Source organism: Actinocorallia sp. API 0066 (genome assembly GCF_020991275.1).
Taxonomy (GTDB): Bacteria; Actinomycetota; Actinomycetes; order Streptosporangiales; family Streptosporangiaceae; genus Actinocorallia.
The window spans coordinates 126,962-143,077 of sequence record NZ_JAJLQY010000013.1 but is presented as its reverse complement, the minus strand read 5'-3'; the positions used below and the strand labels follow the sequence as shown (position 1 = coordinate 143,077).

At 67.7% G+C, this 16,116-nt stretch carries 16 protein-coding genes; 9 read left to right on the top strand and 7 right to left on the bottom strand.

What is annotated here, in order from left to right; genetic code table 11:
- Window positions 1–15 precede the first annotated feature (15 nt).
- From LO762_RS28165 to LO762_RS28150, 4 genes are all read right to left on the bottom strand, one after another.
- Window positions 16–936 (bottom strand): ABC transporter permease, encoded by a 921-nt coding sequence (locus LO762_RS28165; RefSeq protein ID WP_230619152.1) that lies wholly within the window; start codon window positions 934–936, stop codon window positions 16–18.
- Window positions 933–1,973: an ABC transporter permease gene (locus LO762_RS28160; RefSeq protein ID WP_230619151.1), complete on the bottom strand. Its 1,041-nt coding sequence runs from the start codon at window positions 1,971–1,973 to the stop codon at window positions 933–935. Before LO762_RS28160 ends, LO762_RS28165 begins: the two co-directional genes overlap by 4 nt.
- Window positions 1,970–3,463, bottom strand: coding sequence for an ABC transporter ATP-binding protein (locus tag LO762_RS28155; RefSeq protein ID WP_230619150.1), 1,494 nt, complete (start codon window positions 3,461–3,463; stop codon window positions 1,970–1,972). The genes LO762_RS28160 and LO762_RS28155 overlap by 4 nt, the downstream gene beginning before the upstream one ends.
- A gap of 444 nt (window positions 3,464–3,907) precedes the next feature.
- Entirely contained in the window at window positions 3,908–4,474 is a 567-nt protein-coding gene (locus tag LO762_RS28150) for a nucleoside deaminase (protein WP_230619149.1), read from the bottom strand.
- 75 nt (window positions 4,475–4,549) lie between these two features.
- On the opposite strand from LO762_RS28150, the gene LO762_RS28145 reads away from it, so the two are divergent.
- The 3 genes from LO762_RS28145 to LO762_RS28135 all read left to right on the top strand — a co-directional run bounded on the left by LO762_RS28145 (window position 4,550) and on the right by LO762_RS28135 (window position 6,839).
- Window positions 4,550–5,518 (top strand): antibiotic biosynthesis monooxygenase, encoded by a 969-nt coding sequence (locus LO762_RS28145; RefSeq protein WP_230619148.1) that lies wholly within the window; start codon window positions 4,550–4,552, stop codon window positions 5,516–5,518.
- Between the two features lie 48 nt (window positions 5,519–5,566).
- Window positions 5,567–6,028, top strand: coding sequence for a hypothetical protein (locus LO762_RS28140; protein WP_230619147.1), 462 nt, complete (start codon window positions 5,567–5,569; stop codon window positions 6,026–6,028).
- 187 nt (window positions 6,029–6,215) lie between these two features.
- Window positions 6,216–6,839: a DUF6518 family protein gene (locus LO762_RS28135; RefSeq protein WP_230619146.1), complete on the top strand. Its 624-nt coding sequence runs from the start codon at window positions 6,216–6,218 to the stop codon at window positions 6,837–6,839.
- Window positions 6,840–6,946: 107 nt separating this feature from the next.
- Here LO762_RS28135 and LO762_RS28130 read toward each other — a convergent pair whose 3' ends face one another.
- Together LO762_RS28130 and LO762_RS28125 are read right to left on the bottom strand one after the other, a co-directional pair.
- A complete protein-coding gene (locus LO762_RS28130; RefSeq protein WP_230619145.1) occupies window positions 6,947–7,906 on the bottom strand; it encodes a hypothetical protein in 960 nt (319 codons plus the stop codon).
- Window positions 7,899–8,465 (bottom strand): RNA polymerase sigma factor, encoded by a 567-nt coding sequence (locus tag LO762_RS28125; RefSeq protein ID WP_230619144.1) that lies wholly within the window; start codon window positions 8,463–8,465, stop codon window positions 7,899–7,901. The genes LO762_RS28130 and LO762_RS28125 overlap by 8 nt, the downstream gene beginning before the upstream one ends.
- A 252-nt stretch (window positions 8,466–8,717) precedes the next feature.
- On the opposite strand from LO762_RS28125, the gene LO762_RS28120 reads away from it, so the two are divergent.
- Both LO762_RS28120 and LO762_RS28115 read left to right on the top strand, forming a co-directional pair.
- Entirely contained in the window at window positions 8,718–9,719 is a 1,002-nt protein-coding gene (locus LO762_RS28120; RefSeq protein ID WP_230619143.1) for a Hint domain-containing protein, read from the top strand.
- A 1,181-nt stretch (window positions 9,720–10,900) separates the two neighbouring features.
- Window positions 10,901–11,500, top strand: coding sequence for a DUF4240 domain-containing protein (locus tag LO762_RS28115; RefSeq protein ID WP_230619142.1), 600 nt, complete (start codon window positions 10,901–10,903; stop codon window positions 11,498–11,500).
- Window positions 11,501–11,681: 181 nt separating this feature from the next.
- Here the strand turns inward: LO762_RS28115 and LO762_RS28110 are convergent, their stop codons facing one another.
- Window positions 11,682–12,440 (bottom strand): SDR family NAD(P)-dependent oxidoreductase, encoded by a 759-nt coding sequence (locus tag LO762_RS28110; RefSeq protein WP_230619141.1) that lies wholly within the window; start codon window positions 12,438–12,440, stop codon window positions 11,682–11,684.
- Window positions 12,441–12,602: 162 nt separating this feature from the next.
- Between LO762_RS28110 and LO762_RS28105 the strand changes: the two genes are divergently transcribed.
- From LO762_RS28105 to LO762_RS28090, 4 genes are all read left to right on the top strand, one after another.
- On the top strand, window positions 12,603–13,193 hold the full coding sequence (locus LO762_RS28105; protein ID WP_230619140.1) for a hypothetical protein: 591 nt from the start codon (window positions 12,603–12,605) through the stop codon (window positions 13,191–13,193).
- Between the two features lie 120 nt (window positions 13,194–13,313).
- Complete coding sequence (locus tag LO762_RS28100) at window positions 13,314–13,844, top strand: pyridoxamine 5'-phosphate oxidase family protein (RefSeq protein WP_230619139.1); 531 nt, start codon at window positions 13,314–13,316, stop codon at window positions 13,842–13,844.
- Window positions 13,845–13,859: 15 nt separating this feature from the next.
- Complete coding sequence (locus LO762_RS28095; protein WP_230619138.1) at window positions 13,860–14,825, top strand: YafY family protein; 966 nt, start codon at window positions 13,860–13,862, stop codon at window positions 14,823–14,825.
- Between the two features lie 104 nt (window positions 14,826–14,929).
- Entirely contained in the window at window positions 14,930–15,937 is a 1,008-nt protein-coding gene (locus LO762_RS28090; protein ID WP_230619137.1) for a zinc-binding dehydrogenase, read from the top strand.
- Window positions 15,938–16,116: the final 179 nt, after the last annotated feature.

The window sequence follows — 16,116 nt, the reverse complement described above, 5'->3', positions numbered from 1 at the left end:
CTTTTCTGTGGGGGGTCAGTTCGAGGAGGAGCTCTCGAACACGCGCCTGAGCTCCTGCGGGGCCGCGCGCAGCGTGCGCCGTCCGATGACGGCGAGGATGAGCAGGGTGATGACGAACGGCAGCGCGTCCATCGCGAACTGGTTGACCGCGTGGCCGCGCGCCTGGAGCACCGGCGCGACGGCGAGCAGCGCCCCGAACAGGTAGGCGCCCGCGACGACGCGCAGCGGCCGCCACGCCGCGAAGATCACCAGGGCGACGGCGATGAACCCGCGCCCCGCCGTCATGCCCTCGAACCAGGCGTGCGCGTACGCGGTGGACAGTTGCGCGCCGCCCAGCCCGGCCAGCGCGCCCCCGGCGACGACGGCGCCGCCGCGGATCAGCCCGGCCCGGTACCCGTGCAGGTGCAGCACGTCAGCGCGCTCACCCGCCGTCCGCACCAGCAGCCCGGAGCGGGAGCGCCGTAGCCACCACCACATAAGCGGGGCGACGAGGTACGACAGATACGTGACGGGATCGTGGGCGAACAGGACAGGGCCGAGCACCGGGACGTCCGAGAGCAGCGGGATCTCGACGGGCGCAAAGCCGGGCGCCGCCTTACCCACGTACGCGACACCGAACAGGGACGTGATGCCGAGGCCGAAGAACATGAGCGTCAGGCCGGTGGCGAACTGGTCGGCGCGCCGCCAGATCACCAGCCCGGCGTGCACCAGCGCCAGCGCGGCGCCCGCCAGCGCGCCCGCGACGAGGCCCGCCCACGGGCTCCCGGTCTCGGCCGCGACGGCGTAGCCCGTCAGCGCCCCGACGAGGAGGCAGCCCTCGGTGCCGAGGTTGACGACCCCGGCCCGTTCGGCGAGCGTCTCGCCGAGCGCGGCCAGCATGATCGCGGTCCCGCCGCGCACACCGCCCGACAGGACGTCGGTCAACAGGTCGCTCATGTCGCGTCTCCCTTGCGACGGGTCCAGCCGAGCACCGCGAGCAGCAGCAGGCCGGTCAGGACGTGGACGGTCGCGGCGGGCAGGCCGCTGTCGAGCTGGAGGCTGTCGCCCGCGATGGTGACGGCGGCGAGCAGCAGGGCCGCGCCGATGACGGGCAGCGGCCGGTGCCGGACCAGCCAGCTCGCCAGGAACGCGAGGTAGCCGATGTTGGTGGTGAGGCCGGGCCGGAGCTTGAACTCGACACCGGCGAAGTGGATCGCCCCGGCCAGCCCGGCGAGCCCGCCGCCGGTGAGCATCGCGGCGAGCAGCAGCCGCCGGACCGGCAGCCCGGCCCGTCCCGCCGCCTCGGGGTTGCCGCCGACCACGCCGAGCCGGAAGCCGAACGCGGTGCGGCGCAGCACAAGCCACGTCCCGAGGGCGGCGACCAGCGCCAGGACAACGCCGACGTGCACCGCCGTCGTGCCGAGCAGCGGCAGCCGCGCGGCGACCTCCAACGGACGGGTCGCGGGCTGGCCGGAGCCTTCCGGGTCCTTCCACGGCTGGTAGATGAGGTACAGGAGGACGTCGAGAGCGATGTAGTTGAGGAGCAGCGTCGTGACGGCCTCATTCACCCCGGCCGTAAGCCGCATCACCGCAGCGACGCCCGCCCACGCGGCCCCCGCGAGCCCGCCGCCTACGAGCAGCAGAACCAGGACGACGGGCCCCGGTAGCGACGGGTCGAGCCACAGCCCGACGCCTGCGGCGGCGACCGCGCCGATGACGACCTGGCCCTCCCCGCCGACGTTCGTCAGGCCCGCGCGGGCCGGGATGACGACGGCGAGCGCGGCCAGGATCAGCGGCACCGACTTGATGACGATCTGCTCGATCGTCGGCGGGCTGGTGAACGTGGAGACGGCCATGCCCCACAGGACCGTCAGCGGGTTGGCGCCCTTGACGAGCAGGAGCAGGGCGAACAGTACGAGCGCGCCCAGCAGGGCGGCGGCCCAACGGCCGAGTCCGGCGAGCATGTCGCGCGGTGCGGTGGCGGTGGCGGTCATGCGGCGCTCCCGAGCATGAGGCGGCCGAGCTCCTGCCGGTCGGCCTCGGCGGCGGGGACGATTCCGGCGAGTCGCCCGTCGTACATGACGGCGATGCGGTCGCTGAGCGCCATCAGCTCGTCCAGGTCCTCCGAGACGAGGAGGACCCCGGCGCCCGCCGCCCGGCGGGCCAGGAGCAGTTCCTGGGTGCGGCGGGTCGTCGCGACGTCGAGGCCACGGCTCGGGTAGGCGGCGACGAGCAGCCGGACGTCGGCGCGGCCGAGCGCGCGGGTCAGCAGGACGCGCTGGATGTTGCCGCCGGAGAGGCTCGCGAGGATCCGGTGGCCTCCGACCATGCCCAGGCCGACCGCTTTGTCGAGGTTCTCGGTGGCTTCGGAGACCTTGCGCCAGTCGACGTCGAGGCCGCGTCGCGGCATGCGGGGCAGGCCCAGGGCCATGTGCTGGAAGACCGACATGCCCGGCACCACGGCGTCCGTCAGCGGGTCCTCGGTGACGGCGGCGGCCCCGGCCGCCAGCGCGCCACGGGCGCCTCCGGTGAGCGGCCGACCGCCCAGCTCGATCTGCCCGGCGGTCGTCGGCCGCACGCCGAGCGCGACCTCGCACAGCTCGCGCTGGCCGCTGCCCGCCACGCCCGCGACGCCGACGATCTCGCCGGGCAGGACGGTCAGCGCGACGTCCTTGAGGGCGACCCGGCCGTCGTCGCCGTGCGCGGTGACGCCGGTGACGCGGAGCACCGGGGAGGTGTTCTCCGGCACCGCGGGGCGTTCGGCGGGCAGCGGCGGAACGGTCCTGCCGACCATCGCGCGGACCAGCTCCGGATCGTCGTACCCGGCCGGATCGACGCCCGCGAGCACCACCTTGCCGCCGCGCAGCACGGTGACCCGGTCGGCGACCTCGCGGACCTCGCGCAGCTTGTGTGTCACGATGACAACGCCCAAGCCCTGCGCGCGCAGCCCACGCATCGCCTCCAGCAGGGCCGCCGCCTCCTGTGGGGCGAGCACGCTGGTCGGCTCGTCAAGGATGACGATGCGGGCGCCCGTCATCAGCACCTTGAGGATCTCGGCCCGCTGACGTTCACCAATAGACAGGTGGCCGACCCGCGCTGCCGGATCGACGGCGAGCCCGTACCGTTCGGACGCCTCGACGATGCGCTTGTGCAGCCTGTCGGGGCGGACGGGGAGGGCGAGCGCGATGTTCTCCGCGACGGTCAGCGCCGACACCAGCCGCAGATCCTGGAACACCATGCCGATGCCCGCCGCCCGCGCCTGCGCCGGAGAGGCGATGACGGCCGGTCGCCCGTCCAGCTCCATCGTCCCGTCGTCCGGCCGGTTGACGCCGTAGATGAGCTTCAGCAGCGTGCTCTTGCCCGCCCCGTTCTCACCCACCAGCGCGTGCACCTCACCCGCCCGCACCGCAAAGTCAACGGCGTCGTTGGCGAGCACCTCCCCGAACCGGCACGTGTACCCGTGTACGGCGAGCAACGCTGGCACGTCCCCCGCCGCTACAGATCTCGCCCGTCTGTCCACATCCACTGACGCCAACCTCTCGTCCCTCACCCACTGCACCGACCCCCGAATCCGACCAACCCCGCGTTTCCCCCACGTTTCCCCCCGGCAACACCCCTGTGTATTGTCGACAATCGACCAACCGCCCCTAGGCCCAGCCCCCAACCCCGAGACAAGGCACCCACAACACAAGCCCCGCAGCCGACCGCCCCCGCGCCTGGAGCAGTCCTTGTTCGCGATGACGCGCCGTTCGGGGCGCTCGCGAGGTCGCCGAGCGCGAGTCCACCGGGGGGAGGCGGCGGCCCGCGTTCGCGATGACGCGCCGCTCCGCGCGAACTCACCGGGGAGGCGCGGTCCCCGGTGAGGAGTTTTGGACCCGAAGCCGTCGCGGCCGCAGCCGCCAGGCGCAGCGCGACGGCGGTAGGCGGGTCAGTAGGCGTGGTGGTCGGGCTTCTCGGTCCAGGTCTGGTAGGCGGCGGCGCCCATTTCGGGGTGGATCTGTTTGACGGTGATCCTGCGGTCGTCCAGGGGGCGCTGGAAGTCCTCGTACTGGAAGGCGTCGTCGAACCCGATCTTGCGGGTCGCCTCCAGATCACAGCTGTAGTAGACGGCGTCCATCCTTGACCAGTAGATGGCGCTCATGCACATCGGGCACGGGGCGCCGCTGATGTAGATCGAGCAGCCCGTGAGCATCCGGGCCCGCTCGGGCAGCGGGTCGGGGGAGTCCTCGGGGCGCGGCATGTACGCGAGCGTGGACTCGTCCTGGTGTTCCTCGGGGATCGTCGGCGCCAGCGGATTCAGGACCTGGACCGCCTTGCGGATCGACTCGATCTCCGCGTGCGTGGTCGGATCACCGGTGAGCAGAACCCGGTTCTGGCCGCGCGCGATGATCTCGCCGTCCCGCTCGATCACCGCGCCGAACGGGCCGCCCCAGCCTTTCTCCACCGACTCCATCGCCAGGTGCACCGCTTCGCTCAGGAGTTCTTTCTGCTTCATGCCATAACCTCCGGTCGGCATTCCTTTCCGCCTCTTTTACCGTCCTCCCTTCCTCTTTCGCCTAGGCTAGCAGACGTGAAGACCGGCGCAGGTCCAGAACTCGGCGGCAATGCGGCCACCGTGGTCATCTCCCTGAAAGTCGGGAAAGGCAGAGAGGACGAATACCGGCGCTGGCAGGAAAAGGTCAACGGCGTCGCGCGGAGTTTTCCCGGATTCGAGGACACGGAGGTGTACCGGCCCGAATCCGGAGGGGAGAACGTCTGGGTGGTGGTGTACCGCTTCGCCGACGTCGGCCGGTTGACGGCGTGGCTGGATTCCAGAGTCCGGCAGAGCCTGCTCGACCAGGCGCGCGACCTGTTCGACGAGGCGCCCCACCAGGAGGTCCTGGCCGGGCAGGCGCCCTCCCACGACGTCATCACGGCCGTCATCTCGCACGACGTCCGGCGGGGCCGCGAACACGATTTCCTCCGCTGGCAGAGCCGGGTCCGCAAAGCCCAGGAGACCTTCCCCGGCTTTATGGGACTCGAACTGTTCAAACCCGTCCCCGGTGTCCAGGACAAATGGGTGGCCGCCGTCCGCTTCGACACCCGCGAACACCTGGACGCCTGGCTCGAATCCGATTCCCGCCGAAAGCTCCTGGCCGAGGGATCAAATTGCATAGCCGACTACGACGTCCAGAAAGTCCGCTCGTCCTTCAGCGGCTGGTTCCGCTTCGACGACAAAACAACGGGCACCATACCGCCCAACTGGAAACAGGCGATGTCGGTCCTCCTGGCCCTCTATCCAACCGTCATGATCCTGAACCTCACCATCGGCAAAAAACTCCAACAGGCCGGCGTCCCCGAATACCTGGGCCTCTTCATCGGCAACGTCCTGAGCATCGCCGTCCTCACCTGGCTGGCCATGCCCCTCGTCAACCGAGCCCTCACCTCCTGGCTGACCCCCGCCCAAGACACCACCAAACCCCAACACGTCACCACCACCATCGCCGTCCTCCTCTGCTACCTCCTCCTCATCCTCACCTTCGCCCTCATCACCACCTGACCCCACCAACACCGGCCGCCGCCGAACGGCCACCCCTAGGGTGAGGTGGTGCCCGAACTCCCCGCGCCTCCGGTCGCCAAGCGGATCCCGCTTCCGCGTGCCTACCCCGGCGGGTCAGTCGTAAACGACGGCGCACTCGACGAGTACCAGTGGCTACGCGACCCCGCCGACCCCGACCTGATCCCGCTGCTGGAGGCGGAGAACGCCTACGCCGACGCGGTCCTGGCGCCGCAGCGGCCCCTGACGGAGCAGATCTACGCCGAGATCCGCGCCCGCCTCAACCTCAACGCACTCGCCAAGGACCACGACTACCTCAACCTCGGCACCCTGAAGGCCAGCCCCGATGGCCGACTACTCGCCTACTCCGTCGACTACCAGGGCGAGCCCGATCCTGCTCCGCATCGAGATGGCCGCCGGCCACAGCGGCCCCTCCGACCGCTACAAGGCATGGCGCCACGAGGCCGAAATAATGGCCTTCATCCTCCCCACCTCTCCCTCACCCCCGCCTGAACACCCGCCAGCGCCGCTCACCGCCCGCACGCCCGGTCCGCCCTCGCCAGGCGCCCGCCGCGAACCGCCACGAGTCCGTCACACCGAGCCTCCGTCCCGGCTCTCCGACGCCCGGGATGGGTTTGGGCTGGTTGGGTAGCCTTTTGCGGGACATGTGGGGAAGTGGGCTTTGAGAGTGGGGGCGGGCGTGGGCGCTGTGGCGACGGCCGGGGGCCGGGTGGGGTCGGTCTGGTTGGCGGCGTTGGGGGTCGGGGTGGCGCTTGGGGTGTTGACCAATCTCGGGCAGGGGTGGTTGCCCGGCGGGTGGGATCAAATGGCCAACTCGGGCGCGGTGTGGGCGACTGTGGCGTTCGGCGCCGGGGCGTTGGTCGGGCGACAGGTTTCGTTTGTGGGCGCGGCGTTGGCCGGGCTGTTGGTGGAGGTCGGCCTTGTTGTGGGGTACTACGGATATGCGGAGTTCGCGCGCGACGGAATGGGGAGCCTGTTCTTTCCGCTGGTCTGGCTGACGATGGGCGTCGTCGCCGGCCCACTTTTCGGAGTCGCCGGAGCCTACTGTCGGGCGGGGAACCCGATGCGACGAGCGCTGGGAGTCGGCGCGCTGGCCGGAGTGTTCTGGGCCGAGGGCGTCCACTACCTCCTGGTCCTCGACTACCTCCCACAGTTCTGGGCATGCACAACAATCGGCCTCCTGAGCTGCCTACTACTCGCCCAGAACCACCGAGAACGCGGACTCGCACTCGTTACGGCTGTGCCCCTCGCCGCCGTCGCCTACCTAGTCGTCTTCACCACCCTGAACACCCTCTCCGCCTGAACACCACCGCCCCCCGCGACGGCGACCTTGTGGAGGCCGAGCGGTTGAAGGGCGACGGGGGGCGGGTCTGGTGGGGCTGATCGGTGGAGCCGTCGGATAGGCGGTGGTCAGGGTATTTCGCCGGGGGTGTGGGTGTAGGCGATGCGGAGGACGGCGGACTCGTGGAGGACCGTGCCGGCCGGTCTGCCGTCTTCGGGTTTGACCAGTGTGTGTTTCAGGCCGAGGCGCTGGTGGGTCAGCGGGTCGAGAAGGAGTTCGACCTTTTGGTCGTGCGAGGTGTAGGACAGGGCGATCGCGTTTCTGCCGAGCATGTCGGTGGACTCCTTGTCGACGGAGATGCCCGCCCCCGCTTTGATGGCCTCGACGAGGCGTTCTCTGAGCCGTTGGGGGAGGTATGCCTCCTGGAAGGCGTCGATTCCGGCTTTGAACCGGAGTTCGGGCGCGGGCCGTCCGCCGTTGCTCCGGCGGTCGAGGTAGGCGGAGAGCCCGGTCACGCTGCGCGGTAGCCCACTCAGGTCGGCGGGCACCGGTGCGCACTTTTCGGTATGGGTCTTGTATTTGCGTTCGCCGTCGACACAGCCGGGGACCTTCGTCACGCGGTGCCAGGATTCCATGGAGATCCAGGTGGGTCCGGAGTCGTCCGCCGATTTCCAGACCCGTCGGATCTCGTTCGGTCCGGGGGCGCAGGAAGTGGACGAGGTCGCCTGGTCGGTCGTGCAGTTCTCGGTCGTCTGGACGGATTCGATGAAGACGAACTGGTCCGGTCTCGGTGCCTGTGCAGGCCATTCTGAGGGGTCGACTTGACGTTCCTTGGGCGCACCGCTCTCTTGGGCGGGCGCCGCGAGTCGTGGTCCGGCGGGTCGCCCGTGGTCCGGAAGGAGGACCGTCGGGACACCGATCAGCGCGGCGGTCGTCGCCGCGGTCGCGGCCAGCCGCCAGCCCGTGAATTTCGGAAAGGAGCGCTTCCCGGCGGCCTTGGACAGCCTGTCGCGCTGGCGCACGAGGCTCGCCGGAGGCCGGTGTTCGAGTTCCGCGCCGGCGGCGCGGAGAACTTCAAGGTCATCCATGGGTGTATTCCTCGTGCATGGGGTTGGCGCCGATCGCGGCCCGCGTCTTGCGGCGGGCACGGTGCAGCCTCGAACGGACGGTGCCGACGGGGATGCCGAGTGCCTGGGCTACCTCCTCGTAAGAGAAGTCGGCCCACGCGACCAGGAGGAGAACGTCGCGGTCGCTGGCGGAGAGCCCGGCGAGCGCCTTGGCGAGGGCGCCGCGCGCCGAGCCCGCGGTGACGCTCCGGGCGACCGCGTCCTCGGCGGAGGTCTCGTAGCCCGGATCCTGCGCGGAACGTCCCCACGCCCGGTACCGCGTGATCTCGTCGCGGTGATGCCGTGCGACCAGTTTGGTGGCGATTCCGAAGAGCCAGGGCCGGGCGTCCTGGTATCGCGTGTCGAATTTCGCACGCTTCCTGAACGCGGCGAGAAAGGTCTCCCCGACGATGTCCTCCGCGACCACCGGCCCCAGCCGTCGCGAAACATGCCGGTAAAGGCTGCCCGCATACCTGTCGAACAGAATCGCGAAGGACTCCGGTCGGGGGAGCGAGTCGGTGATGATGTCGGCGTCATTCACTGAAGACCCTCGTTCGACGATGTTTCCCTACCTGTCTCTCCAGAACCCCCCCAACGAGTTCACACACCTCTCACCACCGCACAGATCACCCAGGCGACACTCCCGGGCGCCACCCAGACCTACCTGGAACGACGCGTTCGGCAGAACCGTCTCCAGCAGCGGGGCGGCTCCAGCACCTACACCCGCACGCCCTATGCAACGCTGCTCGGCATCGGCACACCGAACGGCTCCGGCGGCTCGACCGGTACCGGGGTGTCCGCCTACCTCGACGCGCCCTTCGACGACATCGCCAACTTCGCCGAGACGGGCGGCCTGACCGGCTCCACCACCTTCGACCCGCTCGGCAACACTTACAGGTGCGCGGGCGGTAACTGGAAGTCCTGCGGGGACCTGGGCAAGAACCTTCTCTCGGTCCGCGGCCCGAAACCGAAGAGCCAGCCCAACAACAACGGCAACGGCGTGTCCTGCCCGGTGAACAACAGTTTTGTCCCCGGCACCCTCGTCCTCATGGCCGACGGCTCCACCAAACCGATCGAGGACATCAGGGTCGGCGAAAAGGTCCTGGCCGGCGACGTCACCTCGGGCACCAACACCCCCCAAACCGTCGTCGCCACCATCGAAGGCTCCGGCAAGAAGGACCTCACCACCCTCACCATCGACGTCGACGGCCCGCGCGGCTCCAAGACCGCCACCCTCACCGCCACCGACAACCACCCCTTCTGGGTCCCCGCCCTCACCGCCTGGACCGACGCCGCCGACCTCAACCCCGGCCAATGGCTCCAACTCTCCACCGGCACCCAAGCCCAAATCACCGCCATAACCCACCAAACCCGCCCCACCCAAGTCCACAACCTAACCATCACCACCACCCACACCTATTACACCCTCGCCGGTCCCACGGCCGTCCTCGTCCACAACGATGGGGAAGACGGTTATGTCACAGTCGGACGCTGGATGAGGCAAGATGAGTACGGCAAGATGCTTCGTACAGGAATGGTGCAACCAGGTAGGGGTGACTTCACATATGTGGTCTACCCGGCAAGTCCAGATGCCTATAAGCCCACGTGGAAGGGTTCTATATATGTCGAGTTTGATGTGCCACGGTCGACTCTGATCCAGGGTGGTCGGCCCGGAGATTATAAGATGTCAGGACCAAGCACTATTTTCTCTCGACGTGAAGTAAAAAACGGGCACCCTGCGCTCGAACTGCCAAAAGCGAAGAATATCCGACTCGGTGGAGGCGGGGCATGTTGATAGGCTCTGAGCTGTTGGTTGCCGCTCGTGGCTGGACCCGCGAGGCTCAGAACTCTTGGGAGGGGACCACTATTGTGTCTCGGTTCGAAGAGTCGCCGGAAGGTCTATTTCCAAGATCCGTCAGTTGGATCTTGGAGGGTCCAAATTTTATGGGTCAAATCGTTATTTGGGAGGATGGGCGATCTGAGCTTGATATGATCACAGTGGCTACTGATGAGGCCCGATGCGAATACCGGAAGGTCGATAGTCGCGACAAGTTGCAAACTGCCCTGAGCGCCGTTCGGGATTGGGTGGTGCGTGACAGTTCCGAATAGGAAAATTCTGCTTCCGGGTGCAAGAAGTGGCGATTATGATTCTATCACAAAGATCGTTATCTACGTTTAGCCCGCTTTGGGTATCTAGAGAAATTCTTGAACCTCATTTGGTCGTGCGGGCAGACGATGGACAGTATTGAGTATGTCAATGTGCTCATCATGGGTTAGCCAGGTGCCAGGTGCCGGGTGGATTCGTGTATCGATGCCACTTATTGCGTCGGAGTTGCTCCTGCTGTATGCGAAGGTCGCTTCGTCTGGCGACGAAGATACTCTCGCGCTTATCGAAGAAGAGCTCTCCAGGATGCCTGTCCCGACTCGATGGTGCATGGTCTGCATCATGTGAGAAATATACTGTGTCTCCTGGAGCTGTTATATGGATTTTTATGACCTTCCGCAGGTGAAAGCGCTGTTCTCGGCCGATAGAAGGTTCGGTCTGAAGCTTTATACAATGGTCAACGTCTCGCTTGCCGATTTCGTTGCCGCGCTATGGGTGGCCAGCCCTGAGTTTGTGTGTTATAGGAGGGGTTTTTGTGAAATTTGCGTTCAATGAAGAGGTGTTCGAGGCTTGGTTCGATCGATATCTCGGCAATTGAGGACGTTTTCAACCGGGTCAATCTGCGGGATTTCTTCAACTTGCAGGAGGAGGTTGAGTATGAGTTCGCCAACGTGGTGGTCGAGTACATCGCCTCCTCCTGGCGGCGTGGCCTCCGGAGTGAGTTTCCGGATCGGAACTTCTGTGTTCTGACGCGGACGGAGGACGAGGGTAGTTATGGTCCAAGCGTAACTTTCTACGAACTTCGTTAGACGGGAACAGCAATGATACAACGGGTCGGGGAATTGGCTGATAACTCTGAACCGATCTCCTTGGTGGAGTTCGGAAAAGACCAATTCTGGGAAATTGTCGACAGGGTCAGGATTGCCTCGTCTAGCGACGAAGATATGTTCGCTCTTCTCGAAGAAGAACTTTCTAAACTGCCTATTTCGAAGATTGTTGGATTTCACAGGCGGTTTCTGGAGGCCGCAGACCTCGCGCTGGTGTGGGAACTCTGGCTTGCGGCAGGTGTGATCTATGGAGGCGAATGTTCGCAGGATTTGTTCTGTGACTTCCGTATGTGGCTTATCGGACAGGGCCGAGCGGTGTATGAATCAGCTCTTGTTGACGCCGATTCGCTCGCGCTTCATTCTAAGATCGTCCGACTGTCGAGCATTCCGATAGGCGAGGTGAAGGATTCTGATTTTCCGGATATGGAGGGGCTTGGTGCTGTGGCGTGGGCGGCTTTCGATCGAGTTGCGGCTAAGCTCTCAGCGCGTGGCGTTAGTCTTCCCCCGTATCCGGATTCTCTTGATGAAACTCCGAGGCTTGATTTCGGATCCCAGTCGCATCTTGATGTCGCTGATCTGCGGGAGACCGTTCGGCGGCTTCCCAGGCTGACGGCTCTCTTTCCATCTGACTTCTGGGACGCGTGAGTTGAAGGCCGGGCGTGGTGGGATGTCCACGAGATACGTGATCGCCTCTGGCTCGGCTGTGACTCTCGCTTTGGCCAGGTCGCCCTGACCCCCGCGGGGTTCCGTCGTCAACCTCGGATGCCGATCGACGGTGGCGGCTGCCGGACTTTCAGTCGGTCCCCGCGTTGGGGTGGAGAAGGGGTTAGAGGATGGTGTAGCCGCCGTCGGCTACGAATTCGGCGCCGGTGATGTAGGAGGACTCGTCGCTGGCTAGGAAGAGGACTAGGTTGGCGACTTCTTCGGGTTGGCCGACTCGGCCGAGGGGGATGGCGGGGAGGACCTGGGCGAGGGCGTCGTCGTTGGAGACGACGTGGTCGCTTTGGGGGGTGTGGATGATGCCGGGGTGGACGGAGTTGACGCGGATGTTGCGGCGGCCCAGGTCGGCGGCGGCCGACTTGGTGAGGAGGCGGCTCGCGCCCTTGGAGGGGGAGTAGGCGGGGTGCAGGCCCGGCCAGACGATGAGGCCCGTGATGGACGACATCGTGACGATGGAGCCGCCGCCGCGCGCCTCCAGGTGGGGGAGGACGGCCTTGATCCCGATGAAGTGGGCCCGCGCGTTGAGGTTCATGACGCCGTCGAAGCTCTCCAGCGTCGCGTCGTCCCAGGTGACGGCGTCGCCCGGGAGGCCCGCGTTGTTGACGAGGATGTCGATGCCGCCGTACGTCTCGACGGCCTTGTCGACGGTGGCCTGCCACTGGGCGGGGTCGGTGACGTCGTGGACGAGGCCGATCACGGGGTAGCCGGCGTCCGTCAGTTCGGACACGAGTTTGGTGAGGGCGTCGGCCTGGATGTCGGTGGCGACGACGCTCGCGCCCTCCTTGGCGAAGAGCCGCACGTCAGCGGCGCCCATGCCCGACGCGGCTCCGGTGATGATCGCTACCTTGCCGGCGAGTCGGCCCATGGTGCTTCTCCCTTAAAATATTAAATATGATGTGGGTGGACCAGAAAGCTACTTGACCCGTTACGCGGGTGTCAACGCAAGTCGTCCGATCTTCTTCGGGGCGGCCGTCGTCTGACAGACCAGTGCCCCCGCCACCGGTCGCCGCAAGAAGGAGCATCTGACTTGTCCATCACCCCGCTCAGGCTGGTCACGGCCGCCGTCCCCGCCGCCGCTCTGACGGTCGGCCTTGTCCTCGCCGTCGGGGCGCCCGCCTCCGCCGCGCCCAAGCCCTGCGCCGTCGGCACCTGGCAGCTCACGAAGTACACGCTGAAGAGCCACATCAACGAGGTCACCGCCAACGCGAAGGGCGGTACGGGCACGCGGCTTACGATCACGAAGAAGTCGGCCACCTACGACTTCTCCAAGGCCGCCAAGGTCGTCACCAAGGGCGTAGCGGAGGGCGACCCCTACAAGGTGACCGACGTCTTCAAGAAGAAGGTGACCTTCAAGTCCACCCTCATCGGGAAGAAGAAGACGGGCAGCCTTACGCTCAGGCCGAAGACGGGCACCGGCAACGCGACGATCTCCAGCTTCCTCGGCAAGCAGCCGACGGGCACCGCCAAACTCGCCAAGATCTACCGCACCGGGATCGAGGACCCCTTCCTCCCGACGTTCGGCCAGTACACCTGCACCTCCAAGACCCTAAGGCTCGTCCTGGAAGCCGACGGCCCCAGGACCACCATCAAGTCGGTGCACACCTTCAAGCGCGTCTGACCACCCGCCGTCCCACCGCCGTCCCACAACGCCGCCGAAAGACGACATGAGGTGTCGGGTTTTTGGGGGAGGGTGGGTCGTGCGGGCGGCGGTGGGCGTCGCCCTGACGGGAGGGGTCCTGTGTTCGAGACGGTGGCGGAGCTCAGGGAGCTGGAGGGGCTGCTTGAGCGGTCGCTCTCGCGGTCCACGGAGCATCTTCGTTCGATCATCAACGGGGAGCGGACGCTGACGGCGGAGCAGCTCACTCAGGTACTGACGGGGATGTGCACGCTCGCGCTGTCCACGGTGACGGCGAAGGGGGAGCCTCGGGTGAGCGGAGTGGACGGCCACTTTCTCCATGGAAAGTGGCATTTCGGGACGGCGCTGGGTGCCGCGAAGGCCCGTCACCTCGCGGCGCGCCCCGCCGCCAGCGCGGCGCACCTGCGCGGCGAGGACCTCGGGGTGTTCACACACGGGACCGTCGAGATCCTCAACCCCGTAGGCGGCGAGCCCGCTGAGGACTGGCCGGAGGTGCTCGCCTACTTCCAGTCCTTCTACGGCGCCGATGCTTTCGACTGGAATAACGGCGTCGTCTGCTACCGGCTGCACCCGCACTGGATGACGGTCTACGCGCCCGACTTCGCCGCACTCGTCCCGGCCGCCCGGCCCTGACCGGGGCGACGGCGGGTGCGGGCGAGCCGGGCCATCGCGTTGCTGCTGCTGTTGCAGGGGCGGCGCGCGATGACGGCGGCGGAACTCGCCGCCGAGCTTGAGGTCTCCGAGCGGACCGTGCAGCGGGACGTCGCGGCGCTCGCCGAGGCGGGCGTGCCGGTGTACGCCGAGCGGGGACGCGGCGGCGGATACCGGCTCGTCGACGGCTACCAGACCCGGCTCACGGGCCTCGCCCGCGCCGAGGCCGAGGTGCTGCACCTGGCGGGGCTGCCGGGCCCGCTCCGCGAGATGGGCCTCGCGGGGCGGGCGCTCGCCGCCCGGCTGAAGGTCGCCGCCGTCCTGGGCGACGCGCCCGCGGCGGCGACACGGCGGTTCCACCTCGACGCGCCCGCCTGGTTCCGGCGACCGGAGACTCCGCCGCTGCTCGGCGAGGTGTCGCGCGCGGTGTGGGAGGACCGGGTCCTGCGGGCCCGCTACGCCGCGCGCGGCGGCACCCGGGAGCACCGCCTGGAGCCGCACGGCCTGGTCCTGAAGGCGGGCCGTTGGTACGTCGCTGCGCGCAGCCCGTCCGGCCGCTTCGGCTCCTACCGCGTGGACCGCTTCGAGAGCGCCAAGGCCGACGAAGAACGTTTCCTCCGCGACCCGGAATTCGACCTGGCCGCCTACTGGGACGCGGCCTCCGAGGAGTTCGCCCGCTCCATGCACCGAGAACACGCCCTGGTCCGCCTCAGCCCCTTCGCCGCCGAGCACCTGACCACCATCCTCGACCCCGCCGCGGCCTCCGCCACCCTGGCCACCGCCACCCCGCCGGACGCCGAAGGCTGGATCACCGCGACGATCCCCGTCGAATCCTGGGAAATCGCCTATTTTATGATCCTCCGCCTGGGCCCGGAAGCCGAAGCCCTCGCCCCACCCGAACTCCGCACCCGCCTCGCCACCGCCACCCGCCAAGCCGCCGCCCTCTACGACCACCCTCGCTGAGGCCGGGGCTTGCTGGCGGTCGCCTTGATTATAACGTCCGTTATAACCTAGGCTCCGGTTATAACGAGCGTCATAGGAATGCTCGGTGGGCTGGAGGTGGCGTGGTGCGGGAGCTGACCTATGTGGGGCGGCGGGCGGTCGAGTGGCGGGAGGCAGCGGATCCCGTTGTGGCGTCGGCGCGGGAGGCGGTCGTCGCGCCGGTCGCGGCGACGCCGTGTGACGTCGACTCGATGATCCTCGCCGGGTACGGGCCGATCGTGCCGCCGTTCCCGATCGGGCACGAGTGCGTCGCGCGGGTCGTGGACGCGGGCGACGCGGCGGGTGTTGTGCCCGGCGACCTCGTCGTCGTGCCGTGGGCTATCTCGTGCGGCGGGTGCGACCGCTGCGCCGCCGGGCTGACGGCGCACTGCACGGCGGTGCCGCACATGGCGATGTACGGCGCGCCGATCGGCGGCGCGTGGGGCGGCCTGTTCGCCGACCTGGTCCACGTGCCCTACGCGGACGCGATGCTGGTGCCGCTGCCGTCCGACCTCGACCCCGTCGCGCTGGCCTCGGCGAGCGACAACTGGCCGCTGTCCTACCGGCTCGTCGCGCCGCATCTGCGGGCCCGGCCGGGCGCGCGCGTCCTCGTCATCGCGCGCGGCAGCATCGGCCTGTACGTGTGCGACATCGCCAGGGCGCTGGGCGCGTCCGACGTGCTGTACGTCGATCCCGACCCGGAGCACCGTAAGATCGCCGCGTCCTACGGCGCCCGCACCGCCGAGGAGATCGACCCGATACCGCACGGTTTCGACCTGGCCGTGGAGGCGACCGGCCGCGTCGACGCCCTCGCCCTGGCGCTCCGCTCCCTGACACCGGAAGGCTTCTGCGAGAGCGCGGGCAACCACTTCCGTCCAGGCGAACTCCCCCTTCTCGACATGTACCTCACCGGCGTCACCCTGCGCATCGCCCGCGACAACGTCCGCACCCACCTCCCGGACGCCCTCTCCCTCGCCCGCACCGCCACCGTCAACCCCGGCAACGTCGTCTCAACCGTCCTCGACTGGGAAACCCTCCCCGAACAACTCCCCCACCCCCACCTCAAACCCGTCTTCGTCCGAGACCTCCCCTAACCCCACACCCCCCAAACCCGCCCCCGGCGCGCCACCCAGGTCGACGATCGCCCCGCGACTGTCCACGATCGTGGGGACGAGCGCCTGCGTGAGGAAGAACGGGGCCTTGACGGTTGCTGGTGGGACCGGTGACGAGCGCCGTCTTTCCGGTGGGTCGCTGCGCCATGGCCGGGAAGATG